The organism is Nocardia sp. NPDC003726 (genome assembly GCF_053586955.1).
Window position 1 is genome coordinate 202,358 of the sequence record NZ_JBSFNF010000004.1, and the last position, 25,551, is coordinate 227,908.

Annotated in this window: 26 protein-coding genes and 1 pseudogene; 14 read left to right on the plus strand and 13 right to left on the minus strand. The window is 69.1% G+C overall.

The genetic code is table 11. The features are described from left to right. Positions 1-92: 92 nt before the first annotated feature. The 3 genes and pseudogenes from ACWDMM_RS07455 to ACWDMM_RS07465 all read right to left on the minus strand — a co-directional run. Positions 93-419: a zinc ribbon domain-containing protein gene (locus ACWDMM_RS07455; protein WP_195078320.1), complete on the minus strand. Its 327-nt coding sequence runs from the start codon at positions 417-419 to the stop codon at positions 93-95. Between the two features lie 135 nt (positions 420-554). Then, positions 555-1,172, minus strand: a complete 618-nt coding sequence (locus tag ACWDMM_RS07460) for a response regulator (RefSeq protein WP_195078319.1) — start codon at positions 1,170-1,172, stop codon at positions 555-557. A gap of 197 nt (positions 1,173-1,369) precedes the next feature. Beyond that, a pseudogene (locus ACWDMM_RS07465) lies at positions 1,370-2,518 on the minus strand (sensor histidine kinase); the annotation flags it as partial. A gap of 130 nt (positions 2,519-2,648) precedes the next feature. Here ACWDMM_RS07465 and ACWDMM_RS07470 point away from each other — a divergent pair. The 4 genes from ACWDMM_RS07470 to ACWDMM_RS07485 all read left to right on the plus strand — a co-directional run bounded on the left by ACWDMM_RS07470 (position 2,649) and on the right by ACWDMM_RS07485 (position 5,924). After that, complete coding sequence (locus ACWDMM_RS07470; RefSeq protein ID WP_195078317.1) at positions 2,649-3,695, plus strand: ABC transporter permease; 1,047 nt, start codon at positions 2,649-2,651, stop codon at positions 3,693-3,695. A gap of 88 nt (positions 3,696-3,783) precedes the next feature. Beyond that, positions 3,784-4,545 (plus strand): ABC transporter ATP-binding protein, encoded by a 762-nt coding sequence (locus tag ACWDMM_RS07475; protein ID WP_357103982.1) that lies wholly within the window; start codon positions 3,784-3,786, stop codon positions 4,543-4,545. Between the two features lie 116 nt (positions 4,546-4,661). Beyond that, positions 4,662-5,276, plus strand: a complete 615-nt coding sequence (locus ACWDMM_RS07480) for a hypothetical protein (RefSeq protein ID WP_323124142.1) — start codon at positions 4,662-4,664, stop codon at positions 5,274-5,276. Positions 5,277-5,447: 171 nt separating this feature from the next. Then, positions 5,448-5,924, plus strand: coding sequence for a hypothetical protein (locus ACWDMM_RS07485; RefSeq protein WP_357103985.1), 477 nt, complete (start codon positions 5,448-5,450; stop codon positions 5,922-5,924). A 49-nt stretch (positions 5,925-5,973) separates the two neighbouring features. Here ACWDMM_RS07485 and ACWDMM_RS07490 read toward each other — a convergent pair whose 3' ends face one another. Together ACWDMM_RS07490 and ACWDMM_RS07495 are read right to left on the minus strand one after the other, a co-directional pair. After that, positions 5,974-6,246, minus strand: a complete 273-nt coding sequence (locus ACWDMM_RS07490) for a hypothetical protein (RefSeq protein ID WP_195078314.1) — start codon at positions 6,244-6,246, stop codon at positions 5,974-5,976. Positions 6,247-6,456: 210 nt separating this feature from the next. After that, entirely contained in the window at positions 6,457-6,828 is a 372-nt protein-coding gene (locus ACWDMM_RS07495) for a hypothetical protein (RefSeq protein ID WP_449936530.1), read from the minus strand. 230 nt (positions 6,829-7,058) lie between these two features. Between ACWDMM_RS07495 and ACWDMM_RS07500 the strand changes: the two genes are divergently transcribed. Beyond that, complete coding sequence (locus tag ACWDMM_RS07500) at positions 7,059-8,399, plus strand: helix-turn-helix domain-containing protein (RefSeq protein ID WP_195078312.1); 1,341 nt, start codon at positions 7,059-7,061, stop codon at positions 8,397-8,399. Between the two features lie 77 nt (positions 8,400-8,476). Here the strand turns inward: ACWDMM_RS07500 and ACWDMM_RS07505 are convergent, their stop codons facing one another. The 4 genes from ACWDMM_RS07505 to ACWDMM_RS07520 form a co-directional block, all read right to left on the minus strand. After that, on the minus strand, positions 8,477-9,289 hold the full coding sequence (locus tag ACWDMM_RS07505) for a class I SAM-dependent methyltransferase (protein ID WP_449936534.1): 813 nt from the start codon (positions 9,287-9,289) through the stop codon (positions 8,477-8,479). A 10-nt stretch (positions 9,290-9,299) separates the two neighbouring features. Beyond that, on the minus strand, positions 9,300-9,761 hold the full coding sequence (locus ACWDMM_RS07510) for a GbsR/MarR family transcriptional regulator (protein WP_195078310.1): 462 nt from the start codon (positions 9,759-9,761) through the stop codon (positions 9,300-9,302). Positions 9,762-9,792: 31 nt separating this feature from the next. Next, positions 9,793-10,734, minus strand: coding sequence for an alpha/beta hydrolase (locus tag ACWDMM_RS07515; protein WP_449936537.1), 942 nt, complete (start codon positions 10,732-10,734; stop codon positions 9,793-9,795). 97 nt (positions 10,735-10,831) lie between these two features. Beyond that, positions 10,832-11,746, minus strand: a complete 915-nt coding sequence (locus tag ACWDMM_RS07520) for a LysR family transcriptional regulator (protein WP_449936540.1) — start codon at positions 11,744-11,746, stop codon at positions 10,832-10,834. 141 nt (positions 11,747-11,887) lie between these two features. On the opposite strand from ACWDMM_RS07520, the gene ACWDMM_RS07525 reads away from it, so the two are divergent. Together ACWDMM_RS07525 and ACWDMM_RS07530 are read left to right on the plus strand one after the other, a co-directional pair. After that, positions 11,888-13,264 (plus strand): MFS transporter, encoded by a 1,377-nt coding sequence (locus ACWDMM_RS07525; RefSeq protein WP_357103997.1) that lies wholly within the window; start codon positions 11,888-11,890, stop codon positions 13,262-13,264. After that, positions 13,261-14,007, plus strand: coding sequence for a 3-hydroxybutyrate dehydrogenase (locus tag ACWDMM_RS07530; RefSeq protein WP_195078306.1), 747 nt, complete (start codon positions 13,261-13,263; stop codon positions 14,005-14,007). The genes ACWDMM_RS07525 and ACWDMM_RS07530 overlap by 4 nt, the downstream gene beginning before the upstream one ends. A gap of 8 nt (positions 14,008-14,015) precedes the next feature. Here ACWDMM_RS07530 and ACWDMM_RS07535 read toward each other — a convergent pair whose 3' ends face one another. After that, the gene (locus ACWDMM_RS07535; protein ID WP_195078305.1) at positions 14,016-14,609 is read right to left on the minus strand and encodes an SACE_7040 family transcriptional regulator; all 594 of its coding nucleotides are present in this window, start codon (positions 14,607-14,609) and stop codon (positions 14,016-14,018) included. 93 nt (positions 14,610-14,702) lie between these two features. Between ACWDMM_RS07535 and ACWDMM_RS07540 the strand changes: the two genes are divergently transcribed. From ACWDMM_RS07540 to ACWDMM_RS07565, 6 genes are all read left to right on the plus strand, one after another. Continuing rightward, positions 14,703-16,301: a carboxyl transferase domain-containing protein gene (locus ACWDMM_RS07540; RefSeq protein WP_449936544.1), complete on the plus strand. Its 1,599-nt coding sequence runs from the start codon at positions 14,703-14,705 to the stop codon at positions 16,299-16,301. A 5-nt stretch (positions 16,302-16,306) separates the two neighbouring features. Next, complete coding sequence (locus tag ACWDMM_RS07545) at positions 16,307-18,355, plus strand: ATP-binding protein (RefSeq protein WP_449936547.1); 2,049 nt, start codon at positions 16,307-16,309, stop codon at positions 18,353-18,355. Then, a complete protein-coding gene (locus ACWDMM_RS07550; RefSeq protein ID WP_195078302.1) occupies positions 18,352-19,512 on the plus strand; it encodes an acyl-CoA dehydrogenase family protein in 1,161 nt (386 codons plus the stop codon). Before ACWDMM_RS07545 ends, ACWDMM_RS07550 begins: the two co-directional genes overlap by 4 nt. Next, complete coding sequence (locus tag ACWDMM_RS07555; protein ID WP_449936549.1) at positions 19,509-19,994, plus strand: MaoC family dehydratase; 486 nt, start codon at positions 19,509-19,511, stop codon at positions 19,992-19,994. Before ACWDMM_RS07550 ends, ACWDMM_RS07555 begins: the two co-directional genes overlap by 4 nt. Before the next feature lie 121 nt (positions 19,995-20,115). After that, positions 20,116-20,928, plus strand: a complete 813-nt coding sequence (locus tag ACWDMM_RS07560) for an HpcH/HpaI aldolase/citrate lyase family protein (RefSeq protein ID WP_195078300.1) — start codon at positions 20,116-20,118, stop codon at positions 20,926-20,928. Between the two features lie 31 nt (positions 20,929-20,959). After that, positions 20,960-22,909, plus strand: a complete 1,950-nt coding sequence (locus ACWDMM_RS07565) for an acetoacetate--CoA ligase (protein WP_357104008.1) — start codon at positions 20,960-20,962, stop codon at positions 22,907-22,909. Here the strand turns inward: ACWDMM_RS07565 and ACWDMM_RS07570 are convergent, their stop codons facing one another. From ACWDMM_RS07570 to ACWDMM_RS07580, 3 genes are all read right to left on the minus strand, one after another. Next, positions 22,910-23,383: a PIN domain nuclease gene (locus ACWDMM_RS07570; protein ID WP_323124141.1), complete on the minus strand. Its 474-nt coding sequence runs from the start codon at positions 23,381-23,383 to the stop codon at positions 22,910-22,912. Continuing rightward, complete coding sequence (locus ACWDMM_RS07575; RefSeq protein WP_084485632.1) at positions 23,380-23,589, minus strand: type II toxin-antitoxin system VapB family antitoxin; 210 nt, start codon at positions 23,587-23,589, stop codon at positions 23,380-23,382. The genes ACWDMM_RS07570 and ACWDMM_RS07575 overlap by 4 nt, the downstream gene beginning before the upstream one ends. A 193-nt stretch (positions 23,590-23,782) precedes the next feature. After that, positions 23,783-23,965 (minus strand): hypothetical protein, encoded by a 183-nt coding sequence (locus ACWDMM_RS07580; protein ID WP_357104013.1) that lies wholly within the window; start codon positions 23,963-23,965, stop codon positions 23,783-23,785. A gap of 210 nt (positions 23,966-24,175) precedes the next feature. On the opposite strand from ACWDMM_RS07580, the gene ACWDMM_RS07585 reads away from it, so the two are divergent. Further along, on the plus strand, positions 24,176-25,516 hold the full coding sequence (locus tag ACWDMM_RS07585) for a cytochrome P450 (RefSeq protein WP_323124140.1): 1,341 nt from the start codon (positions 24,176-24,178) through the stop codon (positions 25,514-25,516). The last annotated feature ends 35 nt before the right edge of the window (positions 25,517-25,551 follow it).

Genomic DNA, 25,551 nt, shown 5'->3' on the forward strand with positions numbered 1-25,551 from the left:
ACCGCGGATGAGCTGCCTCGACGCGGTAAGGGCCCGTAGGCGAAGCCTGGCGGTCGATGCGCGGGATGCCTCGGTGTCGCGCGTACGCCGGGTCAGCGCTGCCAATTGGTGTCGGTCGGGTTGGGGGCCGGCGGCTGGGGCCACTGCGCGCCCGGAGCGGGGTGCTGGTACTGGGCGTTCTCGGCGCCTGCGCGGGCGAGCAGGTCGGCGACCTGCGGTCCTGCGATCGGCGACGACGCGCCGCACCAGGTGCAATCCAAGTGGTGCTTGGTGCTGATCGGGAAAAGCGGGATGAAGAAGAGCGTGAACTTGGTGACGAGTTTGCGCAGCGCGTGTGCGGCGGGGTTGCCGCAGCGACCGCAGATCAAGGTGATCATGGCGAGCGTGTGGACACGCTTCTGCCAGCCCCAGATCAGCATGTGAAACCCCCAGAGATAGAGAATCCGATGCCGGTCACAGTAGTTGATCGGGCACGCGACGAGTGGCCGAGTGATGACCTCTTCGCGCGGCGATCCGCCCGAACGGTGGCATGGCGAACTCGGTCGCGCTCGGCCTCACAGCATGCCGCGCTCACGGGCCCGCGCCACCGCGGAGGTGCGCGAGCGCACGCCGAGTTTTCCGTATATATGCACCAGGTGGGACTTGACGGTGGTCTCGCTGAGGAACAGCTGTCTGGCGATCTCGCGGTTGGAGCGTCCGTCGGAGACCAGCCGCAAAACCTCGATCTCGCGCCTGCTCAGTGTGGTGTCGGCGCGGCGAACCCTGGTCATGAGCTTGGAGGCCACCGCGGGCGAGAGCACGCTGTCCCCCGCCGCGGCCGCCCGGACCGCGGCCAGCAGTTCGGCGGGCGGCGTGTCCTTGAGGATGTAACCGCACGCGCCCGCCTCGACGGCGCCGAGGATGTCGGCGTCGGTGTCGTAGTTGGTCACCACGAGGACGTTCGGCGGCATCGCCAGTTCACGCAGCCGCGCGGTCGCCTCGACTCCCGACCGGCCCGACCCGAAACTCAGGTCCATCAGCACGAGATCGACCGGCGTGGTCGCGCAGAACGCGACGGCGGCTTCCGCGGTGGCCGCCGCACCCACGACGGTGATGTCGTCGGCGACATCCAGCAGTGCGCGCAACCCGGCGCGGACGATCGCGTGGTCATCGGCGAGCAGCAGGCGGATCACTCCTGCTCCTCCGTGCCCGGGTCGCGCGGCTGCGTGTCCGCCCTGCCCTGGTCGGCAGCGGATTCGGATCTACCGTGATTGCCGGAGACCGGCCCGCCGGGGTTCGGCGCAGCCGATTCCGTCCAGGCGGCCGGTTCCGTGCGCGGCGGCTGCGCCAAGCCGGGCGACACCGCGCCGCGTTCGCCCGCCGGGACCGTGTCGAGCGGGAACGACACGGTGACCGCCGTGTGCCCCGGCTCGGACTCGACCGCCATGGCGCCGCCCTGCTCGTGTACCCGCGACCGCATGGCGGCCAGCCCGAACGATCCCGACGGGCTGCGCTCGAGCAGTTCGGGAGCGATGCCCACGCCGTCGTCGACCACGTCGAGATGGATCGCGTCGTGCGCGTAGGTGAGCGTCACGCGCATCCGGCTCGCACCGGCGTGCCGGACCACGTTCGAGACCGCGCCCTGCGCGATTCGGACCAGCGCGGCCTCGATCGGCATGGGCAGCCGCTCCGGCCGACCCTCCACCGCGAACCGGGCGTCCAGACCGGGCGGTGCGGCGCGCTGGGTGATCCGCTCCAGCGCATCGGCCAGCGACTGCCCGTCCAGCGCGACGGGAGCCAGTTCGGCGACCAGGCGCCTGGTCTCGGCGAGGTTCTCCGCGGCCGCCTCTCTGGCCAGCCGGATCCGTCGCAGCGCGGGGTGATCCGGCGCTTCCTGTTCGACGGCGTGCAGCAGCAGTTGAATGGAGCTGAGCCCCTGCGCCACCGTGTCGTGGATCTCGGCGGCCAGCCGCTCCCGCTCGGCGAGCTTGCCCGCCGTGCGTTCCCGTTCGGCCAATACCGCTCTGGTGCTGAGCAATTCGTCGATCAGGCGTTGCCGGTCGGCGGCCTCGCGGAACAACGCCTGATAACCGAGCCCGATGCCGACGGCGACGGCCGCACCGATGACCGGCCCGACGACACCGGCCGCCGACCAGCCCCGATGCAGGCCGAAGCCCACTACCGCAACGGCGGTCGCGGCGGCGACGGCGCAGAGGTTCCACACGCGCGGCAACAAGTGCAGGTACAGGAAGAACAGGCCGAACGCGAGGTAGCCGGCGTCGGGCGCGAGCACGACGAGCCCGAGCCACAGCGCCGTCAGCGCGCCGAGCCACGCCGGGATCGCGCGTCGTTCTCCGGCGAACGCGGCGCCCGCGAAGTAGGTCGCGAGGAAGGCCGCGGCGAGACTCACGGTCGCCGCCGGATGCGCGGCCCCCGGCAGCACCGCGCGCACCCCGACCACCGCCGCCAAGCCGGTCATCAGCACGTGCAGCCCGAGCCGCAACGTGGTGAAAACCGGGGTCAGCGGGGACGAGTGCACGGTGCCAGCTTATGGACCGCTGTCGCACGGGCATCCATCGAAAGGTGGAAAACTGTCGCCGACTTTCGCTCATCCGCACTTCCTCCCCCGGTGCGATGGAGACGCCCCGGCGCGGCGCGAAGGTGGGAACATGTTCGTCGCACTCCGAGACCTTCGCGCCGCCCGCGGCCGGTTCGCACTGATCACACTCGTCGTCACGCTGGTGGCGGTGCTGGTCAGCTTCCTCAGCGGGCTCACGGCCGGGCTCGCGCATCAGAACGTCTCGGCCGTCGAGTCGATGCCCGGCGACACCGTGGTCTTCGCCGACACCGGCGGCGCTCCCTCGTTCGACGGCTCGGTGCTGACCGAGGACCAGCTCGCGGCCTGGCGCGCCGCCGCCGACGGCGTGACACCGGTCGGCATAGCCCGCGGCAAAGCGGCCGGTGACGGCCGCGCGCCCGCGCAGGTCGCTCTGTTCGGCACGGACACGGCATTCGGCGATCACTCGGCGACCGAAGCGGGCACGGTGCTGCTCAGTACCGGCGCGGCCGCCGGTCTCGGTGCCGTGCCGGGTGATTCCGTCGCGATCGGCGGACGCGCCTTCACCGTGTCGGCGGTGCGCGGCGACGACTGGTACAGCCACACGCCCGTGGTCTGGATGACGCTCGCGGATTGGCAGGCGCTCAACCCTCGTTCCGGCGCGGCCACCGTGCTCGCCGTGTCGGGCGCGACCGATCCGGACGCGGTGAACGCCACCGCGCACACCCGGACCACCGACGTGCCCGGAGCGCGTTCGGCGATCGGCTCCTACCGCGCCGAGAACGGCTCGCTCACCATGATGACCGTGCTGCTGTTCGCCGTGTCGGCGCTTGTGATCGGCGCGTTCTTCACCGTGTGGACGATTCAGCGGATGCCCGACATCGCCATTCTGAAAGCGTTGGGGGCGACTTCGGGCTCACTCGTGCGCGACGCACTCGGCCAAGCCGCGATCGTGCTCGCGGCCGGTATAGCGACCGGCCTCGGGATCACCACCGCGACGGCGGCGTTGCTCGGCGACGCGGTGCCGTTCGTGCTGAGCCCGGCCACCACGCTGCTCCCTTCGGCCGCTCTCATCCTCCTCGGCCTGCTCGGCGCGGCATTCGCCCTGCGCTTCGTGTTCACCGCCGACCCACTCACCGCACTCGGTGTGAACCGCTGAACTACGCCGTCCGACCGTCGACCGCGGCCGTAACACTCGCCCTGCGAGCACCCGCGCCGCCTGCCCGCCCACGCCACCGGAGTTGCCCATGACCACACTCACCCTCGCGGACGTAACGCTCACCTACCCGGACGGCGCGGGCCGCCTCACCGCACTGGACCGAGTGAATCTGCGGGTCGCCGGCGGCGAGATCGCCGCCATCACCGGCCCTTCCGGCTCGGGCAAATCCAGCCTGCTGGCCGTGACCGCCACCCTGATCCGCCCGGACGCCGGACGGATCGGACTTCAAACGCCTTATTTCTCAGTCGATCTAGCCACCGCGAGCCGTCGCGAAGCCGCGGCGCTGCGCCGCTCGTCGATCGGCGTGGTCTTCCAGCAACCGAACCTGATCCCGGCGCTCACCGCCGTCGAGCACCTCGAGGCGATGGCCCGCCTCGGGCAGCGAATCGCCACGTCACGCCGGCAGCGCCGCACGACGCGCGCCCGCGCCCTGGCCCTGCTGGACTCGGTCGGGCTCGCCGAGCAGCGGAACAAACGCCCCGCACAACTGTCCGGCGGCCAGCGCCAACGAGTGAACATCGCCCGCGCCCTGATGAACGACCCGGCCCTGCTGCTGATCGACGAACCCACCAGCGCACTGGACACCGAACGCGGCGCGGCGGTGATCGACCTGATCCTGTCGGTCGCCCGCGACCACGCGACCGCCACCCTCTTGGTCACCCATGACCGCTCCCATCTACACCGGATGGACGCCGTCTACCGCATGGTCGACGGGCGCCTCGCACCCGAAACCGCTCCGACCGATAATCCGCCGTTCGACCCCGATCGCGGCGTTTTACCGGTGGGGTGAATGCCGCCGCTACAACGTGATCGGCGGGCGGGAGTTAATTTCCGACCGAAATTCCGAAATTTACCCATACCGATCACCTATCGACATTGTCCAGGGCAAAGGAGAAGGATCAACTATTGACGGTCGATGTCGCCCGTCCGGGGGAATTCCAACACCATCGTCCGATGATTGGACTTCCGATGTTTATCAAGAAATTGGTGGCTACCGCCCTTTTGGCCGTCGCGTCGACGGGCATAGCGATGGCCACGGCACACGGTGAGGGCACCCTGGCAGACCTCACGATGAACGGGGTGGATGGACCGATCTCCTACACGACGACCCTCGCGGCGGATCACCGCACCGCTACGGTCGATCTTGCTTCGGGACGGTTCGAGGTGACACCGGCAGCGGTCGACGTGCTGTCCGAGGACGGCGCGATCGTCGGTACGATCCCGACGACGCTGCGTATGGAGACCGGCCAGAACTTCAGCGTCATACCGTCGGTAGACCCGTCGGCAAGGACGCTGACGCTCACGCCGGCGGCAGGTGTTCCGTCGCCCGCCGCGGTCACACCCGAATTGCAGGGCCTGATGCATGATGCCCTGTTCGGTGGCGCCTTGGTGGGCGCGGCGATCGGTTGCGCGATCGGCATCGCCATCGGCATCTGGTTCTTCGTGGTCGGCGCCGTCATCGGCTGCGCGGTCGGCGCTGCCGTCGGAGCCTGGTTCGGCTTCTTCTTCACACCGTTCTGATCGATCGGGGAGGAATCCCATCCAAGTGTCGGCACAGGCCGGGCGGATCACGAATCCGCCCGGCCTTATCAGTCATCGCCTGCCGTACCCGGCCACACGGCCATGCCGCGCGAGGCCCTGTAGCGACGGACAAGGTTGGCTATTCGATAAGCGAGCGCATATCATCTGCGGATGCTTACCAATAGCCTGGCCAACCGATCCGACGACAACCCCAGCGAGCCTGTTCAGCAGCCCTTTTCCGACGGGACCGTGCTGATGCCCTGGCAAGCGGGGCCGCTGCATGACACCGGAGGCGCGGTGTTCGTCAGCGTGACCGACTTCCTGGCCGCCTCGGAAGCGGACGTGCAGGCGATCTACAAGACCGGGATGCGCCTGGGACGGAACTGGCCGGTGATGCAGGGCGCGGTCGGCCTGTGGCTGTGGGCTCGGCCGTCGGAGGCGCGCGGCGGCTCGATCTCGGTGTGGGAGACCGAGCACGACATGCGACGGTTCGTGCGCTGGCCGGTGCACGCCGACATCATGCGGAAATGGCGCGGCCGAGTCGGTCTGGCCACCGACTCGTGGCAGGCCGCGAAGTTCGAAGCGGAGGAAGTGTGGGCACGGGCGCGGAACACGATCGAACGGCGCCCGCACCCACAGGCCGGATAGATCCGAACGGCCGGATCTCACCCGGCGGCCGCTGTATCCGGCACGGGTGTCAGCGCTGCCAGGGCAGGCAACCCGCGAGGCGCAAGCGGGTCGCCAGACCGGAGCCGATGGTGGTGCTGGAACCGTTGCCTGCGGTGAGGGCCAGCAGGAGGTCGAGGCCGAGTCCGGCTCCGAGCGAGCAGCCGAGCAGGTTGATATCGACCGAGATGATCTCGTCCTCGGGTGCGCCGGGCAGGGTGTCCTCGGCGTGCGCCGCGCTCGCGCCGACCACGGTGGCGGCGGCGAGTGTGACGGCGATGAGACCGGCTCGGATGGAACGCACTTCTGTCCTCCTTCTGCGCCATGATCCGGCGCACTTGGAATGCCGGGCAACGAGACCTGCTCCTCGGCGCCCGCGCTCCCGGCCCGCGGTCCGCCGCCTCGTTAGTTGACCGATCGGCAGCGCGGGAAACCCCATCCTCCAGCGCTACTCGGGACCCGGTGGGCACGATCGGCGACGGCATCCATGCGCTCGGCCGATCCAGCGGCCAAGTCACGGTGACCACCTCAGTCGTCCGTCCGATCGCCGGTGCGGGCCCGAAGGATCACGCGGCGGGCCGGGTGTCGTCCCCCGCGGCGGGATGTGCCGGGATCCGAGCGTGATCAGCGCACATACCGCCATGATCTCGTCCGCTCGGAATTCCACATGTTCCAGCGTCGGCGTGATCACCGCGACCGCGCCGACGCGAACCACGACGGTGCGCAGCGCCGCGAGCGAAGCGGGCGCGGTCGGCCCGGCGACCAGGGTCCGCGCCAGATCGAACCCCGACGCCTTCGCCAGCGCGCGAATTTCCATTTCATGCCTGCGCGCGCGGCGTCCGGAGATATCGCGGCGCAGATATCCGACCACTTTCGGCTTCATCATCACCTCTCGTTCGATGGGAGCGCCCGCCGCCGGGGGCTCTCGCCCCCGTCCGCGGCTCACCGCGTCCGAAGTGCCGTGCCCGGCACGGCATCACCCCGGCGGCGCGCGCACGACACAGCCTCGAGCAACGAAGGGTCCACCGCGACGCTGTCAAGCGCGCGCGACCAGGTGTGCGACATCTGCGGTTGTCCGTCGGGGCCAGCGCCATGGCGCTAAAGTGCGGCGGCACAATGACTTCGACGCAGGGGGCGGATGTGGCGAACAGCGAAATCGACCGCGTATGGCAGTCGCCGCACTTTCGTAAGTTGCTCGGCGAGGGACGTCCAGGTCAGGCCCTCGCGCTCGTTCGCAAGAAAATGGGACTGTCTCAAGCCGATTTCGGCGCGCTCCTGCACTGGGACCGAACCCACGCCGGGCGCGTGGAGCGTGGGGAAGTCGGGACCATCTTCGACATCCGTGAACTGGTCCGCGCCGCCGACGCACTCGGGGTGCCACGCACGGCATTGCTGCCCCTCTTGCTCGCGACCCCCGAGACGGGGACCATCGACAACGGAGCCTGCGAAGGAGTCGATGACGTGGACCGCAGACAATTCGGCCTGGCAGCGACGATGACGGCGTTTACGGGCGTCTCCATACCGCCGACCAGGGCCGCGGAACCGATTCGAGTCGGCTCCGGGCACGTCACATATATCCGCATGCTCACAGAGCGGCTGTGGGAGCATGACCATCATCGCGGCAGCGGCGCGATATTCGATTACGCGGCAAGGCAATACGCGTCCATACGGCGGCTACTCGACTCCCGAACCTACGGCGACCGCATCGGCGTCGAATTGGTCAGCGCCACCGGGTGGCTGTCGAATACCGTCGCATGGCTGGCGCGGGACAGTAATCGCCCTGGCACATCCCGGCGGCACCTCACAGAATCGATCCTGCTTGCCGAACAATGCGGTGACACCACCTTATTGGCCGCCGCCCTCGGAGATCTCGCGAACCTCGCCGCCTCCTCACCTGCTTCCTCAGCCGAGCCCGTGCGCCTCGCCCGGCGCTCGACAGAACTCGTCAGGGGAATGCCGTCGGCGCGCATGAACGCGTTGAAGGCCGCGGAGGAAGCAACGGCTTATGCGGCCGTCGGCGACGAGCGGGAATTCACCCGCGCGATGGCGCGCGTCTGGCGTGAAGCCGACCGCGGCCTCGACGACCCGGACGACCCGGCATGGTTGGAGCACGTCAACGAGGCCGAGTTGCGCGCCCACGAGGCGCGCGGACTCCGCATGCTGGGCCACCACAACCGGGCGGTTCAGCTGTACAGCGAGAGCGTCGGCCAGCGGAATTGCTTCCCCCGCGACGAAGCGTCCTACCGCGCCTACTACGCCGCCGCCCTCACCGGCCTCGGCGATACCCCCTCCGCCATCACCGAAGCCCACACCGCAATCACCCTGCTGGAAGGCCCGGTCAACTCCCCACGCCTCCTGGCCGAACTACGCCCTGTCCGCGTCGCCGCCACCCACACCCGAGGCGACGACGCCGAACACTTCCGCCACCGCTTCGACGCGCTCGCCCACACGGCGTGACCTGGGTTCGACCGGATCTGTGAGGTTGCGGCGCAGCCGACACTCCCTCCCACGGCGCTGACCAACGATTCGAGACGTTAGAAGGCGTATCGAAGTATGCGGTTGGCTTGCCGGGACAGTGCTGGGCTGAGGGCTGTGGCGCGGGTTGTGGCGCGTAGCGGTTGGGGGAAGAGGGCGACTTCGGGGGCTCGGGTGAGGAGTTGTTCTTCGATCAATTTCAGGCCAGCGCCCCAGGTTTCGGGTTCGTGGGGGTCGTCGAATCCTTGGGCGGCGCTGATGCCGAGGGCTTTGATCGAGGGGTGGTACTTCATGGCCCAGGCGGCGAAACGGGTGTAGCCGTTGAGGGCGAGTTCACCGGTCGGGAAATGCGTGGTCGCCTCGCGGATCAGGGTGTGGAAGGTGTCGCCGGGCAGGAAAGGCAGCAGGCCCTCGGCGACGATCATGGCTGGTCGATCGGCGGGCAGCTGCTCGGTCCAGCCCGGCTGGGTGAGATCGACGCCCAACAGATGGGAGCTGTGCGGAAGCAATTGCCCGCGCATTTCGACGACTTCCGGGTAATCGATGTCGTACCAGTCGACATCGGCGGAGGGATCGCATCGCAGCATGCGGGTGTCCAGGCCGCAGCCGAGATCGATTACCACCGCATTTCGGTGCGTCGCGGTGAACGCCCGCACCGCGTCGTCGAGTTTCTTCGCGCGTAGCGCCGTTCCGCAGATGAGGCTGGGTTTCAGCTTCAGTTTGGTGTAGTCGTAGTCGATCCGGTCGGCCAGCTCGGCCTGGTGGGTGTCGTCCAGGATCGGGGTGCGCGTGGTCGCGTCCAGCGCTCGGGCTCGCAGGGTGAGCAGCAGGGTTTCCTGGATCGGGTTCAGGTCGGGTCGGATTCGAAGCACGATCGGTCCTTCATGTGGTGGTGTCCCTGGGTCGGGCGGCGAGGTCGCGCAGCCAGGTCAATGCCTGCTGAGCGGCCCGGATGCGCTCGGTGAGCGCGGGATCGGCGCCCCCGACCAAGGCGAGTCCGTCCTCGGCGATGTCGCCGAAGGCGCCGAGGCCGGCGATCTTGCGCTCGATGACCTTCTCCCAGGCGTCGTCCTCGATGCGGTAGTAGGCGGTGCGGTCACCGGGGATCCGCACCTTGCGGACGAGGCCGATCGTGGTCAGCAGGCGCATGTTGGAGGTCAGCGAGGCGCGGCTGGCACGGATCGCCTCGGCGATCCGGCCTGCGGACTGCTCCGGCGGATCGCAGATCATCAGGAGTCCGAGGATGCGGCCGGTGATGGGGGGCAGTCCCCATTCCTCGACGCAGAAGGTAGCGACTCGCTCGACCCACTTCAGCGTGGCGTCCTGTCGGTCCGTGTCCGGCATGCTGTGTCCTCCTGCGCTGTGTTCGGCTGGATTACTGTGGCACAGCGGTCACCGACTCCCAGGTAGGCGCCGGGGTGGGAGCGACGAGGCGGGTCCGGCGCAGATACCGGTCGAACCACTCGACGGCCAGAGCCATGGCCTCATCGAGCCCGGGACCGGTGTAGAGACCGAGCACGTCGTAAGGCAGGATCTCGAGGCGTTTCGGCTCACCGGCCTTGGCGAAGGCGCTGTGTGCTTCCTCGAGCATGTGGTATGGGTCCCAGCCGCCGTTGGCGATCATCAGCAGCGGGGTCGGCGCCAGGCGGTGAATGAGGTCCTCCGGCGCGAAGGTCAGGAGATGTTCGGCGGAATCGAGGGTCTTCTCGTTCCGATAGTTCGGGAACATCTCGGCGGCGAGATCCGGTGTGCTCTCGACGTTTTCGCCTTGCAGCGTCAGGTGCGGCACCCGAGCGCTCTCGTGGCCGGCATATCGGCGCTGCCAGTCCTCGTCCAACCGATCCCGCAGCCCGCCCACGCCCTCCCTGCCGAGCAGCCGCTCCAGATACCGCCACCCGTTCCACACGCTCGGGCTCTGCACCACAACACATTTCACGCGCCGGTCCAAGACCGCGGCCTGCGTCGCCACCGACCCCCCGATGCTGACCCCCCAGACTCCGATTCGATCCGGGTCCACCTCCGCGCGGGTTTGCAGATACGACACCGCGCTACGGAAATCCTCTGCCTGTCGCTGCGGGTAGTCCTGGCCGCGAGGTTCCCCCGCGCTGGCACCGACCGTGCGATAGTCGATCGCCAATACCGCGAACCCCGCCCGCACGAAATACGGTGCGAAGACCCGCAACGCCTCCTTCACCATCACCCCCGAGTGCCCCAGCACCAGACCGGGGGCCGAGCCGTCCGCCGCGGGCAGATACAGATCGCCCGCACACGCGGTGCCAAGGCTGTTGAACGTCACATGCTCGATCTCGAGATCCATCAAATCTCCCGTCGTTGCTAGTCATTTCAGTCTTCACTGAAATCACTGGCAATGTCAATATCGCGGCTGAAACCCGACTCAGCCGAAGCAGCTCGGATCACAGACGACCGAGGAGGATGTCGCGCTGATCGGCGACCACGGCCCGGATCGCCGTCACGACGGCGGCCACTTCCGGGCGGCGCAACGTTTCGGTGCGGGCGACGAGCCAATAGCCGAGGGTGACGGTCACCGAATCGGCCAGCACCCGAACGAGATCGGGGTGGCGATCGGCCATGAAGCAGGGCAGCAGCCCAAGGCCCGCTGACGCGCGGGTGGCTTCCACGTGTACGAAAACGTTGGTGGACGTGACCGATTCCCGCATCGCGGGCACGAAGCTGGAGGCCAGGTCGAGGTCGTCCACTTGGAGCATGGAATCGATGAAGTAGACCAGCGGATACCGGGACAGGTCGTCGATCGTCGCGGGCGCGCCGTGCTCACGCAGGTATTCGCGGGAACCGTAGAGGCCGAGACAGTAGTCGGCCAGGTGGGTGGCGGTGGCGCGGTGCACTTGCGGCTCGCCCACCACGATCTCGAGATCGAGCCCCGAGCGCTGTTGCGAGGCGCGCCGGGTGATCGCCACGATCTCCACCGAGATCTTCGGATGCCGCCGCTGCACCTCCGCCGCCGCCGGCGCGGCGATGTAGGCGCTGAAGCCGTCGGTCGCCGAGAGCCGGACCACCCCCTCCAGCACCCGGTTGCCTTCGGCGTCCGCGGCCAGTGATTTCACCGCCGCCTCCACCGCCTCGGCCGCGGCCAGCGCCTCCCTGCCGAGATCGGTCAGTTCCCAGCCGCCGGTCACCCGGGTGAGCACCCGGCCGCCGAGCGTGTGTTCCAAGGCGGCGATGCGCCGGGAGATGGTGGTGTGGTTGATCCCGAGTTCCTCGGCCGCCGTCACGAATCGGCCGGAGCGCCCGACGGCCAGGAGGACGAGAAGGTCGTCCGCGCTGGGACGACCGGGAGAGGCCGGGCGCATATCTGCATCTTTGCAGAGACGCACTGCACAAATGGTCATTGCGGCACGATTCCTCTGCACCAATACTCGGTGCAGCCAAGCATTGTGGGGGCCGTCACATCGGGATCCGAAGTGTGGCCCCGGGCACGAAGGAGAAGTGCGATGAGGGAGCACGACGCCGTAGCGGCGGATTCGGGCGCGACGACCAGCGGTCTACGCCGCGTGGTGGCCGCGTCGATGGCGGGCACGGTGGTGGAGTGGTACGAGTTCTTCCTGTACGGCACCGCCGCCACGCTGGTGTTCAGCAAGGTGTTCTTCGCCAAGGGCACCAGCGACCTGGACGCCATTCTGGCCGCGTTCGTCACCTACGCGGTCGGTTTCGCGGCGCGGCCGCTCGGCGGCGTGGTGTTCGGGCATTTCGGTGACAAGTACGGCCGCAAGAAGCTGCTCCAGTTCAGCCTGGTACTGGTGGGCAGCGCGACGTTCCTGATGGGCTGCCTGCCCACCTTCGGGCAGATCGGCTACTGGGCGCCCGCGCTGCTGGTCGCCCTGCGATTCATCCAGGGCTTCGCCGTCGGCGGCGAGTGGGGCGGCGCGGTGCTGCTGGTGGCCGAGCACAGCCCGAGCCGCGGTCGCGGCTTCTGGGCGAGCTGGCCGCAGGCAGGCGTGCCCGCGGGCAACCTGCTGGCGACGGTGGTGCTGCTGGTGCTCACCTCCACGCTGTCGGACGAGGCGTTCCTCGGCTGGGGCTGGCGAGTCGCGTTCTGGCTCTCGGCGGTGGTGGTGCTGATCGGCTACTACATCCGCACCAAGATCACGGACGCGCCCATCTTCGTCGCGGCGCAGCGGGAAGCCGAGCAGATCAAGGCGACCTCCCTGAGCGTGGTGGAAGTGCTGCGCCGTTACCCGCGCGGAGTGCTCACCGCGATGGGGCTGCGCTTCGGCGAGAACGTCATGTACTACCTGGTGGTCACGTTCACCATCACCTACTTGAAGACGCAGGTGCACGCCGACACCCAAGTGATCCTGTGGTGGCTGCTGGCCGCGCACGCCGTGCACTTCGCGGTGATCCCGCTGGTGGGAGGCCTGTCCGACCGCATCGGCAGGCGACCGGTCTATCTGATCGGCGCGCTCACCGCGGGCACCTGGGGCTTCTTCGCCTTCCCGATGATGGACAGCGGCCACAACGCGGTCATCATGTCCGCCATCATCATCGGCCTGATCTTCCACGCCTTCATGTACGCCGGGCAGCCCGCCATCATGGCCGAGATGTTCCCCACCCGGATGCGCTATTCCGGTGTGTCCCTGGGCTATCAGGTGACCTCGATCGTGGCCGGTTCGCTGGCGCCGATCATCGCCGTCCGGCTGCTGAACACCTACCACTCCGCGGTGCCGATCGCCTGGTACCTGGCGGGCGCGGCGGCGGTGAGCGCGATCGCCGTGCTCGTCGCACGAGAGACGAAGGGGCTGACCTTGGAGAGCATCGACCACGCCGACGCCGAGACCGTCGGCGCGCGCGCCGAAGTGACCGTGCGATGAGCGATCTGGCGGGGCGCAGCGCCCTGGTCACCGGCGGCGCGAGCGGCATCGGCGCGGCATGCGCCCGCGCGCTCGCGGCGCGCGGCGCCACCGTCACGGTGGCCGACGTCGACGAGGCCGGCGCGAAGACCGTGGCCGGGGAACTGGGCGGGAAATCGTGGGCGGTGGACCTGCTCGACGTCGCGGCGCTGGAGACGCTGGAACTCGAGGCCGACATCCTGGTGAACAACGCCGGGGTGCAGCACGTCAGCCCGATCCAGGACTTCGCGCCGCAGCGCTTCCGCGATCTGCTCACGCTGATGGTCGAAGCCCCGTTCCTGCTGGTGCGCGCGGCGCTGCCGCACATGTACCGGCAGGGCTGGGGACGGATCGTCAACATCTCCTCGATCCACGGCCTGCGCGCCTCCGAATACAAAGTCGCCTACGTTACGGCCAAGCACGGGCTCGAGGGCCTGTCGAAGGTCACCGCGCTGGAGGGCGGCCCGCACGGCGTCACCAGCAATTGCGTGAACCCGGGCTATGTGCGCACGCCGCTGGTGGACAAGCAGATCGCCGATCAGGCCAGGGCGCACGGCGTGCCCGAGCAGGAGGTGGTGGAGAAGATCCTGCTCACCGAGAGCGCGATCAAGCGGCTCGTCGAGCCGGAGGAGGTCGCCTCGCTGGTGGCCTGGCTCGCGTCGACGGAGGCGGGCATGGTGAACGGCGCGGCCTACACGATGGACGGCGGGTGGAGCGCGCGATGAGGGCGCGCTCACCCCAGCGCGGTCAGCGCCATCCTGCGCAGCACCGGCCGGGCCCGCGCCGCGGTCGCCTCGCTAGCGCTGTGCGGGGTGGAGTTGATCAGTCCGAAGGCGGCGTGGGCCTGCACCCGCGCCGCCTCCTCGGGTAGGTCCGGATGCAGCTCGCGCAGCACGCCCACCCAGATCTCCACGTATTGGCGCTGGGTGCGGCGGATCTCGCGGCGGGCGGGGGCGGGCACGTTGTCCAGGTCGCGGTCCTGGATGCGGATCAGCTCCGGCTCGCCGAGCGCGAAGTCCAGGTGGTGATCGACCAGTCCGGCCAGCGCCTGCTCGGCGGAATCGGTGCCCGCGACCACCTTCTTGCCGCCGTCGAGCAGGCGCTGGCTCACCCCTACCAGCAGCTCGACCAGCAGCGCCTCCTTGTTCGGGAAGTGCCGGTAGACGGCGGGACCGCTGATGCCGACGGCGGCGCCGAGGTCGTCCAGGCGCATGCCGAGGAAGCCTCGGTCGGCGATCAAGCGCGCTCCCGCTTCCAGCAGTTGCGCCCTTCGCTGCGCCTTCAACTGCTCACGACGCGTGGGCGCGACGGATTCGGCACTGGTCACACGCGGTCCTTTCCGCCGATCTGGACAACTCGGTTAATCAACACTAACCTGAATTCCAGTTATCGTCGACTAACTGGACGACAGGATGGCGTGATGACCGTTACCGAAGAGGCCGTCGGGAACCGCGCCGCGCACGCGGCGTTGGTCGACGACCTGCGCGCCCGGCTGGCCGCCGCGGCGTTGGGCGGACCCCAGAAGGCGCGCGATCGGCACGTCGCGCGCGGCAAGCTGTTGCCGAGGCAGCGCGTGGACCAACTGCTGGACCCGGGAAGCCCGTTCCTCGAACTGTCCCCGCTGGCCGCGACCGGGATGTACGGCGACGAGTCCCCCGGCGCCGGGATCATCACCGGGATCGGCCGGGTCTCCGGGCGGGAATGCGTGATCGTGGCCAACGACGCGACGGTCAAGGGCGGCACCTACTACCCCATGACGGTGAAGAAGCATCTGCGCGCGCAGGAGATCGCGTTGCAGAACCAGCTGCCGTGCGTCTACCTGGTCGACTCGGGCGGCGCGTACCTGCCGCATCAGGACGAAGTGTTCCCCGACCGGGAGCATTTCGGGCGCATCTTCTACAACCAGGCGACCATGAGCGCCAAGGGGATTCCGCAGATCGCCGCGGTGCTCGGCTCGTGCACGGCGGGCGGCGCCTACGTGCCCGCGATGAGCGACGAGGCCGTGATCGTCCGTAACCAGGGCACCATCTTCCTCGGCGGCCCGCCGCTGGTGAAGGCCGCGACCGGCGAGGTGGTCACGGCCGAGGAACTCGGCGGCGGCGAGCTGCACTCGCGCACCTCCGGCGTCACCGACCACTTGGCCGAGGACGATCAGGACGCGCTGCGCATCGTGCGCCGGATCGTGGCCACGCTCGGCCCGCGCACCCCCGTTCCGTGGGACGTGCGGCCGGTCATCGCGCCCGCCGCGCCGGAATCCGAGCTCTACGACGTGGTTCCTGTCGACCTGCGCACCCCCTACGACGTGCGCGAAGTGATCCACCGCCTGGTCGACGGCACGGCCGAGGGCGAGAGCGGTTTCCATGAGTTCAAGGCCGAATACGGCAAGACCTTGGTCACCGGGTTCGCGCGCATCCACGGACATCCGGTCGGCATCGTCGCCAACAACGGCGTGCTGTTCAGCGAATCCGCCATGAAGGGCGCGCATTTCATCGAGCTGTGCGACAAGCGCAGCATCCCCCTGCTGTTCCTGCAGAACATCACCGGCTTCATGGTCGGCCGCGACTACGAAGCGGGCGGCATCGCCAAGCACGGCGCGAAGATGGTCACCGCGGTCGCCTGCGCGCAGGTGCCCAAGCTCACCGTCGTCATCGGCGGTTCCTACGGCGCGGGCAACTACTCGATGTGCGGGCGCGCGTATTCGCCGCGGTTTCTGTGGATGTGGCCGAACGCGCGGATCTCGGTGATGGGCGGCGAGCAGGCGGCGTCGGTGCTGGCGACGGTGCGCGGCGACCAGCTCGACAGCAGCGGGCGGCCCTGGTCGCCCGAGGACGAGGAGGCGTTCAAGGCACCGATCCGGGAGCAATACGAGAGCCAGGGCAATCCCTATTACTCGACGGCCAGGTTGTGGGACGACGGAGTGATCGATCCCGCCGACACCAGAACCGTGCTCGGGCTGGCGCTGTCGGTGTGCGCGCAAGCTCCGCTCGAACCCGTCTCCTACGGCGTTTTCCGGATGTGATGACGATGCTGAACAAATCCGTTCCCGTGGGGTTCGACACCGTGCTCGTCGCCAACCGCGGCGAGATCGCGGTGCGGGTGATCCGCACATTGCGCGCGTTGGGCATCCGCTCGGTGGCCGTCTACAGCGACGCCGACGCCGACGCCCGCCACGTCCACGAAGCCGACACGGCGGTGCGCCTCGGCCCGGCCCCGGCACGGGAGAGCTACCTCGACATCGACCGGGTGGTGGCCGCCGCCGTGCGCACCGGCGCGCAAGCGGTGCACCCCGGCTACGGATTCCTCTCGGAGAACGCCGCTTTCGCCGCCGCGCTGGCCGAGGCGGGGATCGTGTTCCTCGGCCCGCCCGCCCGCGCCATCGAGGTGATGGGCGACAAGATCACCGCGAAGAACACCGTGGCCGCGTTCGGCGTCCCGGTGGTGCCAGGCATCGCCACACCCGGCCTGACCGATGACGACCTGATCGCCGCGGCCGCCGAAGTCGGTTATCCGGTGCTGGTCAAGCCGTCCGCGGGCGGCGGAGGCAAGGGCATGCGCCGGGTGGACGATCCGGCCCGGCTGCCGGAGGCGCTGCGCAGCGCCCGGCGCGAGGCCGCCGCCGCGTTCGGCGACGACACGCTGTTTCTGGAACGGTTCGTCACCCAGCCGCGCCACATCGAAGTGCAGATCCTCGCCGACCAGTTCGGCAACGTGCTGCACCTGGGCGAGCGCGAATGCAGCTTGCAGCGCCGCCACCAGAAGGTGATCGAAGAAGCGCCGTCACCGTTGCTGGACGCGGCCACCAGGGCCAGGATCGGCGCGGCCGCCTGCAACACCGCGCGCAGCGTGGACTACGTCGGCGCGGGCACCGTGGAGTTCATCGTCTCCGCCGACCGGCCCGACGAGTTCTTCTTCATGGAGATGAACACCCGCCTGCAGGTCGAGCATCCGGTCACCGAGCTGGTCACCGGCGTCGACCTGGTGGAATGCCAGGTCCGGGTGGCGGCGGGGCAGAAACTGGCGGTGGCGCAGGACGACATCCGCATGGTCGGGCACGCGATCGAGGCCAGGGTGTACGCCGAGGATCCCGGTCGCGGGTTTCTGCCCACCGGCGGTACGGTGCTCGACCTCGACGAGCCGGAGGGTCCCGGCGTCCGGGTCGATTCCGGTCTGCGGATCGGCACGCGCGTCGGCAGCGACTACGACCCGATGCTGTCGAAGGTCATCGCGCACGCCGCCGACCGCTCGGCCGCGCTCGCGAAACTCGATCGGGCGCTGGCCGACACCGTGCTGCTCGGCGTGACCAGCAACATCGAATTCCTGCGCTTCCTGCTCGACGACCAGGACGTGGCCGAGGGACGGCTGGACACCGGCCTGCTGGACCGGCGCGTCACCGACTTCCGGCCCGCCGCAGTAGGCGACGACGAGTTCGCCGCCGCGGCGGCCTGGCACTGGCTGCGCCGCTGGCCCGCCGCGCCGCGCGATCCGTGGGAGATCCCGTCCGGCTGGCGGATCGGGGCCGACGCGCCCACGCCGATCCGGCTCGCGGGCGGCGAACGGATCGAGCACGTCTATCTCTCCGGCACCCCGGACGACGGCACGGTACGGGTCGACGACGGCGAAAGTCGTTCGCTGACCGCATCGTTCACCGCATCCGGCGATCGGGGCGCGGGCGTTCTCACGCTCACGCTGGACGGCCTGCGCCGCACCTACCGGGTCGCCGAGCAGGACGGCCTGCTGTGGGTGGCGGGGCCCTCCGGCATCGCGGCGCTGCGCGAAGTGGCGGAAGTCAACGTGCGCGGCGGCGACGAGCACGTGGGCGACGCCGAGATCCGCTCCCCCATGCCCGGCTCGGTGATCGCGGCGCCGGTCGCCTCCGGCGCCACCGTCGCCGCGGGCGATCCGGTGGTCATCGTGGAGGCGATGAAGATGGAGCACTCGCTCACCGCGCCGGTCGCGGGAACCGTCGAACTACTGGTCGAACCGGGCGCCCAAGTGCGCCTGGACCAAGTGCTGGCGCGCATCGTCGCGCAGGACGCAACGAATCACCCCGAACGAGAAGGAATTTCCGCATGACCGACTTCCTGTCCACCGGCACGCTGCCGGAGGAGTACCGCGATCTCGCGCTGACCGTGCGCGACTTCGCGCGGTCGGTGGTCGCTCCGGTGGCGGCCGAGCACGACGCGAACCACACCTTCCCGTACGAGGTGGTCGCGGGGATGGCCGAGATGGGCCTGTTCGGGCTGCCGTTCCCGGAGGAGTACGGCGGCATGGGCGGCGACTACTTCGCGCTGTGCCTGGCGCTGGAGGAACTGGGCAAGGTCGACCAGAGCGTGGCGATCACGCTGGAGGCGGGCGTTTCGCTGGGCGCGATGCCGATCTATCGCTTCGGCAACGACAAGCAGAAGCAGGAATGGCTGCCGCAGCTGACCAGCGGCCGCAACCTCGCCGCGTTCGGGCTCACCGAGCCGGGCGCAGGCAGCGACGCGGGCGGCACCAGGACCACCGCGGTCGCCGACGGCGGCGAATGGATCATCAACGGCAGCAAGCAGTTCATCACCAACTCCGGCACCGACATCACCAAGCTGGTCACGGTGACCGCGGTGACCGGGACCACCGGCGGCAAGAAGGAGATCTCGACCATCCTGGTGCCCACCGACACGCCCGGTTTCGTCGCCGAGCCCGCCTACAACAAGGTCGGCTGGAACGCCTCCGACACCCATCCGCTCAGCTTCACCGACGTTCGCGTGCCCGAGGAGAACCTGCTCGGTGAACGCGGGCGCGGCTACGCGAACTTCTTGCGCATCCTCGACGAGGGCCGCATCGCCATCGCCGCGCTCGCGGTCGGGGCCGCGCAGGGCTGCGTCGACGAGAGCGTGCGCTACGCCAAGGAGCGCGAGGCGTTCGGCCAGGTCATCGGGCGCAATCAGGCCATCGCGTTCAAGATCGCCAGGATGGAGGCGCGGGCGCACGCGGCGCGCACGGCCTACTACGACGCGGCGGCGCTGATGCTGGCGGGCAAGCCGTTCAAGAAGCAGGCGTCGATCGCCAAGCTGGTGGCCAGCGAGGCCGCCATGGACAACGCCCGCGACGCGACACAGATCTTCGGCGGCTACGGGTTCATGAACGAGTACGCCGTCGCCCGGCACTATCGCGACAGCAAGATCCTGGAAATCGGCGAGGGGACGACGGAGGTGCAGCTGATGCTGATCGGACGGGAGCTGGGCCTGTGACCCGGCGGACGGTCGTGCAGCGCGGCCTGTGGTTCGAGGAGTTCGACACCGAGGTGGTCTACGAGCACCGGCCCGGCCGCACCATCACCGAGGCGGACAACGTCCTGTTCACCACGCTGACCATGAACACCCAGGCGCTGCATCTGGACGCGGCGTTCAGCGAGCGGTTGCCCCCGTTCAACCAGCGGCTGGTGAACTCGATGTTCACCCTGTCCACCTTGATCGGGCTCTCGGTGGCGCAGCTGACCCAGGGCACCATCGTGGCCAATCTCGGCTTCTCGGAAGTCGCGTTCCCCAAGCCGCTGTTCCACGGCGACACCATGTACGCCGAGACCGTGGTCACCGGCACGCGCGAGTCGAAGAGCCGTCCCGGCGAGGGCATCGTGACCTTCGCGCACACGGCGCGCAACCAGCACGGCGACATCGTCGCGACCGCGGTGCGCAAGACGCTGGTGCGCAAGGCGCCGGAGGGCGGCGCATGAGGGGGCCGGGTGGGCGACAGCGCGGCGTCGGCACGGGCTGCGCACGTACCCATGATCACCCTGGCATGAGGTTTCGGACCTCGGGATGGCAGTGCCGCGCGCATGCCGGAGGTGATGCCGCGTGAGCTGGGAGATGGCGGGCCCGGCGTGGTTGTTCTGCCCCGCCGACCGCCCGGAGCGCTTCGCGAAGGCAGCGGACGCGGCCGATGTGGTGATCCTCGATTTGGAGGACGGCGTCGCCGCGCACGACAAGGCCGCGGCACGGAAGGCGCTGCTGGATACCCCCATGGATCCGGAGACCACGGTGGTGCGGGTCAACGCCGCGGGCACCGATGACCACGCGCTCGATCTGGCGGCCATCGCCGAAACCTCCTATCGAAGGCTCATGCTGCCGAAATGCGAAGCGGCCGAACAGGTGACGACGTTGGCGGACTACGAGGTGATCGCGCTGATCGAGTCGCCGCTCGGCGCGCTCGCCGTCGGCGCGGCGATGACGGCGCGCAACGCGATCGGCGTCATGTGGGGCGCGGAGGATCTGGTCGCCGGGCTCGGCGGCACCGCGAGCAGGCACGCCGACGGCGGCTATCGAGACGTGGCCCGGCACGTGCGCTCCACCGCGCTGCTGGCCGCCAAGGCGTACGGCAAGTTCGCGCTCGACTCGGTGTACCTGGACATTCGCGATCTGGACGGGCTGCGCACCGAAGCCGAGGACGCGGTCGCCGTCGGATTCGACGCCAAGGTCGCGATCCACCCGCGCCAGGTGCCGGTGTTGCGGGCCGCCTACGCACCCTCCGAAGAAGAGGTCGCCTGGGCCCGCCGGGTGCTGGCGGAAGCGCCGAACCACCGCGGCGTCTTCGCCTTCGAGGGCAGGATGGTCGATGGCCCCGTGTTCCGGCACGCCGAGCAGATCGTGCGGCGCGCCGACCGCGCCTGAGCACCGAGTTTCCACAGTCAGGAGGACCGCGATGCAACCACAATGGGTGCCGACCGAAGCGGACATCGCCGCGGCGAGGATCACCGACTTCGCACGTTTCGTGGCCGAGCGCACCGGTGTGCGCGCGGCCGACTATCACGCGCTGTGGCAGTGGTCGGTCGATGATCTCGCCGGGTTCTGGCACGCGCTGTGGGACTACTTCGAACTCGGCGACATCGCGGGCGAAGTGCTGGCGAGCGCGCGGATGCCCGGCGCGCAGTGGTTCCCCGGCACCCGGCTGAACTATGTGGACCAGGTGATCCGGCAGCTGCGCACCGACCGGCCCGCGATCAAGGCGGTCAGCGAGGACGCACCGATCCGGGAGGTGTCCTGGGCCGAACTGATCGACCACACCGCCGCTTTCGCGCGCACGCTGCGTTCGCTGGGCGTGCGGCCGGGCGACCGGGTGGCGGGTTACCTGCCCAACATCCCGGAGGCGGTGATCGCGTTCCTCGCCACCGCGAGCATCGGCGCGGTCTGGAGCGCCTGCGGACAGGACTACTCGCCGAAAGCCGCGCTGGACCGGCTCGGACAGCTGGAGCCCACCGTCCTGGTCACCGCCGACGGCTACCGCTTCGGCGGCAAGGCGCACGACAAGCGCGACGACATCGCCGCGTTGCGAGCGGGCCTGGACTCGCTGAAGGGCACGATCGCGGTCTCCCGGCTCGGGCTCGACGTGCCGGGCACGACCTCCTGGGACGAGGCGGTGACCACCACGGACTCGCCGCCTCCGGTGATCACCACGGAGTCGGTCGACTTCGACCATCCGCTGTGGATCGTGTTCTCCTCCGGCACCACGGGCCTGCCGAAGGGCATCGTGCACGGCCACGGCGGCGTGCTGCTGGAACACCTCAAAGCCGTTGCCCTGCAATCGGACATCGGCCCCGAGGACACCTTCTTCTGGTACACCAGCCCGAGCTGGATGATGTGGAACTTCCAGATCGCGGGCCTGCTGACCGGGGCGACCATCGTGACCTACGACGGCAGCCCCACCGCGCCGGCGCCGGACGCGCTGTGGCGGATCGCCGCCGAGGTCGGCGCCACCGTGCTCGGCGCGAGTCCCGGCTACGTCCTGGCCTGCATCAAGGCGGGCTCGGCGCCGCGTGCCGACCACGACCTGTCGGCGCTGCGCACCGTCGGCATCACCGGTTCCTCGCTGCCCACCTCCTCGGCGCTGTGGCTGGGCGAGAACGTCGGCGAGCACGTCCAGGTCTCGTCCATCAGCGGCGGCACCGACGTGGTGTCGGCGTTCATCGGCGGCGTGCGCACCGTGCCCGTGTGGCCGGGCGAGCTGTCCGCGCCCTACCTCGGCGTCGCGCTGGACGCCTACGACCCGGCGGGGCAGCCGGTGCGCGGCGAGGTGGGCGAACTCGTCGTCACCGCGCCGATGCCGTCCATGCCGGTCTCCTTCTGGCGCGACGAGGACGGCAAGCGTTATCACGACGCGTATTTCGACATGTTCCCCGGCGTGTGGCGGCACGGCGACTGGATCACCATCACCGACCACCACAGCGTGATCGTGCACGGACGCTCGGACTCCACGCTCAACCGGCACGGCATCCGGATGGGCAGCGCCGACATCTACCAGTCCGTCGAACGGCTCCCGGAGATCGCCGAAGCGCTGGTGATCGGCGCCGAGCAACCCGACGGCGGATATTGGATGCCGCTGTTCGTCACCCTGGCGCCCGGCGCGGAACTCACCGACGAGCTGAAAGCGCGCGTCGCCGGCACGATTCGCACCGAGGTATCCCCCCGCCACGTGCCCGACGAGATAATCCTGGCCCCCGGCATCCCGCACACCCGCACCGGCAAGAAGCTCGAGGTACCGATCAAGAAACTGTTCCAGGGCGCCGACCCGAGCCGCGTCGTCGAACGCAGCGCCGTGGACAACCCGGACCTGCTCGACTGGTACGCCACCATCCGGCCCAGCGTGCGCGGGTGACTACGACGGCGCGCGTCCGGGACCACGTACGGCGACTTCCTGGTTGAGGCTGCCCTGTGGCACCACCCAGACATGGGGCTGCCTCGTCACCGACGCGATGTGTTCGAAATCCGCGTCATAGTGGACCAGTACGGCCCCGTGGAACTCGGCCACCGCGGCGGTGAGCAGATCCACGATCCCCGCGGCTCGATGGTGACCTTTGCGCGCCATCAATTGTTGAACTTCGCGCGCACGGTCGGCGATCGTCTCATTGATCGGGAGGTTGACGTAGAGGGAGCGCCGTCGTTGTGCGACGTTCTGCACGTCGGCGAGGTTGCGCCCCGAGTAACCGGCCTCCAAGTCCACCGTCACGCAGGTCGCGGCCGCACGGTCGGCGATCAGGCCGGCGATGACCGTGCGTACCGGCTCATACGCGAGCCTGGCGCTCGCGGAGGTGTCCACCAGATGCAAACGGAGCGGAGTGGTCTCGGTCAACGGCGGGCCTCGCGCATGACGTCCGCGTCACCTATGTCAGGGCCGACTCCGAACCCGTACGGGTCGGTCAACACTTGCTCGATCCGGCGGCGCCGGTCGGCGACGAATTCCAGCGCCGCGTTGACCGTGTCCTTCTTGGTGGTGGTGCCCAACTCCTTGGCGGCTAAGGCTAGAGCTTCGTCGTTGAGATCGATCATCGTCTTCATATATGCAAGGATATATCCAGCGAAACCTTGGCAGCAATACTTTCGCACCGGCGTGGTCGCACCCGGCGCGGGAAGTGCACGGTCACGGTGCGTGCGGGTGGGCTGCGCACGACTACCCGCCCGACCTGGACCGAATTGGGATGCCGAACGTGAGGCTTCCGGGCTGTTACGAGTTCGGCTGCGGCGCAGGGTCTTATCCGCGGTAGGCGCGGCCGCCGATGGACGCGGTGAAGACCGCCGCACGTGCGCCGCGGGCGGCTTCCAGGTTGCGCTTCTCCTGTGGGGTGAGCCGATAGCGCGCCGTGATCCGCCGTATCGCGGCGATCACGGCGCCGAGCACCGGTATGGGGTCCACCGGGCGCAAAGCCAACGCCATGACGAACTCCTTACCAGAAAGACGCACCGGTACAGGCGAATTCGACTGAATCGAGCGGTGGCGCTCCGGCACGGGCATCTGATTCGCCGCGTCCGGACGCACGAGAGCGCCGGATGGCGATCCGGCTTTCGCAGGTGGCATGGACCGGCGTCCGGGTTTCTCCTAGCGTGGAAGCGACAGATGGTTCGACATCCGCGTGGAGGTGGCATCGTGGCCGCACAGGACGTCCGAGAACGCACCGGGCCCGCGGGCTTTCCGCCGGGACCGGCGCTGCCGCCGCTCGTGCAGAGCGCGTTGTTCCAGCGGGACCGGGCCCGCTTCCTCACCGCGATGACCCGCCGCTACGGTGACGTCTTCACGCTGCGGATCCCGCCGTTCGCCGACCACGTCGTGGTGTACTCGCGGCCGGAACACATCAAGGAGATCTTCGCGGGCGATCCGCGCGACTTGCACGCGGGCGAGGGCAACCAGATCCTCGGAACGATCATGGGTCCGCACTCGCTCTTGCTGACCGACGAGGCCGAGCACGCGCGGGCGCGCAGGTTGCTCATGCCCGCGTTCAACGGTGCGGCGCTGCGCGGCTACCGGGCGCTGATCACCGAGATCGCGGCCGCGGAGGCCGGCAGCTGGGCGGCCGGATCCACGGTGCGCATGCTGGACCGGATGAACGCGCTCACCCTCGAGGTGATCACCCGAGTGGTCTTCGGCGTCACCGACGAGCGGATCAGGGCCGAGCTGAACCCGCGCCTGAACCGGATCGTCCACCTGAACCCGCTGGTCTTCCTCGGGTTCAAAAGCGACCGATTGCGCCGGATCGGGCCATGGAAGAGCTTCGCCGAGAACCTCGCGGCGGTGGACGCCTTGCTCTACGCGGAAATCGCCGATCGGCGGCGGGCGGCCGATCTGGCCGGGCGTACCGACGTGCTCTCGCGCCTGCTCCAAGTCGACGACGGCGACGCGCCGCTCACCGACGCCGAACTCCGCGATCAGCTCATCACCTTGCTGCTGGCCGGGCACGAGACCACCGCGTCGGCGCTGTCCTGGGCACTCTACGAACTCGCCGCCGATCCCGGGATCCAGCGGCAGGCGGCGGAGGCGGCGCGCACCGGCGACGAGCGATATCTGGACGCGGTGCTCAAGGAGGCCATGCGGCTGCGCACCATCATCTCCGGCACCAATCGAAAACTGACCAGAGACATGACGATCGGCGGGCAGCGGCTTCCGGCCGGCACCGTGGTCGCCACCTCGATAGTCCTCGCACACCGGCGTACCGAGGCCTACCCCGACGTCGCCGTCTTCCGCCCGGCCCGTTTCCTCGACGGCGAAGTGGCGCCGAACACCTGGCTACCGTTCGGCGGCGGCGTGCGGCGGTGCATCGGCGCGGGGTTCTCACTGCTCGAAGGCACCACGGTGCTGCGGGAAATCCTCGTCCGCCACAACCTTTCGCTCCCCGCGGGAAGCGCGCCGGAGCGCGGCAAGATCCGCAACATCACCACCGTGCCGCGCGGCAGGGCGCGGGTGGTGGTCGACCGGCAGCCAACCAGTATGTGAACAATGATTCTTTGCCAGTGCAGCTCTTGTACTGG

Bases quoted from the DNA above. Each gene is read 5' to 3' on its own strand.
- ACWDMM_RS07455 (WP_195078320.1), bottom strand. From the start codon at position 419: ATGCTGATCTGGGGCTGGCAGAAGCGTGTCCACACGCTCGCCATGATC.
- ACWDMM_RS07470 (WP_195078317.1), top strand. From the start codon at position 2,649: ATGTTCGTCGCACTCCGAGACCTTCGCGCCGCCCGCGGCCGGTTCGCA.
- ACWDMM_RS07475 (WP_357103982.1), top strand. From the start codon at position 3,784: ATGACCACACTCACCCTCGCGGACGTAACGCTCACCTACCCGGACGGC.
- ACWDMM_RS07485 (WP_357103985.1), top strand. From the start codon at position 5,448: ATGCTTACCAATAGCCTGGCCAACCGATCCGACGACAACCCCAGCGAG.
- ACWDMM_RS07495 (WP_449936530.1), bottom strand. From the start codon at position 6,828: ATGATGAAGCCGAAAGTGGTCGGATATCTGCGCCGCGATATCTCCGGA.
- ACWDMM_RS07500 (WP_195078312.1), top strand. From the start codon at position 7,059: ATGACTTCGACGCAGGGGGCGGATGTGGCGAACAGCGAAATCGACCGC.
- ACWDMM_RS07510 (WP_195078310.1), bottom strand. From the start codon at position 9,761: ATGCCGGACACGGACCGACAGGACGCCACGCTGAAGTGGGTCGAGCGA.
- ACWDMM_RS07515 (WP_449936537.1), bottom strand. From the start codon at position 10,734: ATGGATCTCGAGATCGAGCATGTGACGTTCAACAGCCTTGGCACCGCG.
- ACWDMM_RS07520 (WP_449936540.1), bottom strand. From the start codon at position 11,746: ATGCGCCCGGCCTCTCCCGGTCGTCCCAGCGCGGACGACCTTCTCGTC.
- ACWDMM_RS07525 (WP_357103997.1), top strand. From the start codon at position 11,888: ATGAGGGAGCACGACGCCGTAGCGGCGGATTCGGGCGCGACGACCAGC.
- ACWDMM_RS07530 (WP_195078306.1), top strand. From the start codon at position 13,261: ATGAGCGATCTGGCGGGGCGCAGCGCCCTGGTCACCGGCGGCGCGAGC.
- ACWDMM_RS07540 (WP_449936544.1), top strand. From the start codon at position 14,703: ATGACCGTTACCGAAGAGGCCGTCGGGAACCGCGCCGCGCACGCGGCG.
- ACWDMM_RS07545 (WP_449936547.1), top strand. From the start codon at position 16,307: ATGCTGAACAAATCCGTTCCCGTGGGGTTCGACACCGTGCTCGTCGCC.
- ACWDMM_RS07550 (WP_195078302.1), top strand. From the start codon at position 18,352: ATGACCGACTTCCTGTCCACCGGCACGCTGCCGGAGGAGTACCGCGAT.
- ACWDMM_RS07565 (WP_357104008.1), top strand. From the start codon at position 20,960: ATGCAACCACAATGGGTGCCGACCGAAGCGGACATCGCCGCGGCGAGG.
- ACWDMM_RS07575 (WP_084485632.1), bottom strand. From the start codon at position 23,589: ATGAAGACGATGATCGATCTCAACGACGAAGCTCTAGCCTTAGCCGCC.
- ACWDMM_RS07580 (WP_357104013.1), bottom strand. From the start codon at position 23,965: ATGGCGTTGGCTTTGCGCCCGGTGGACCCCATACCGGTGCTCGGCGCC.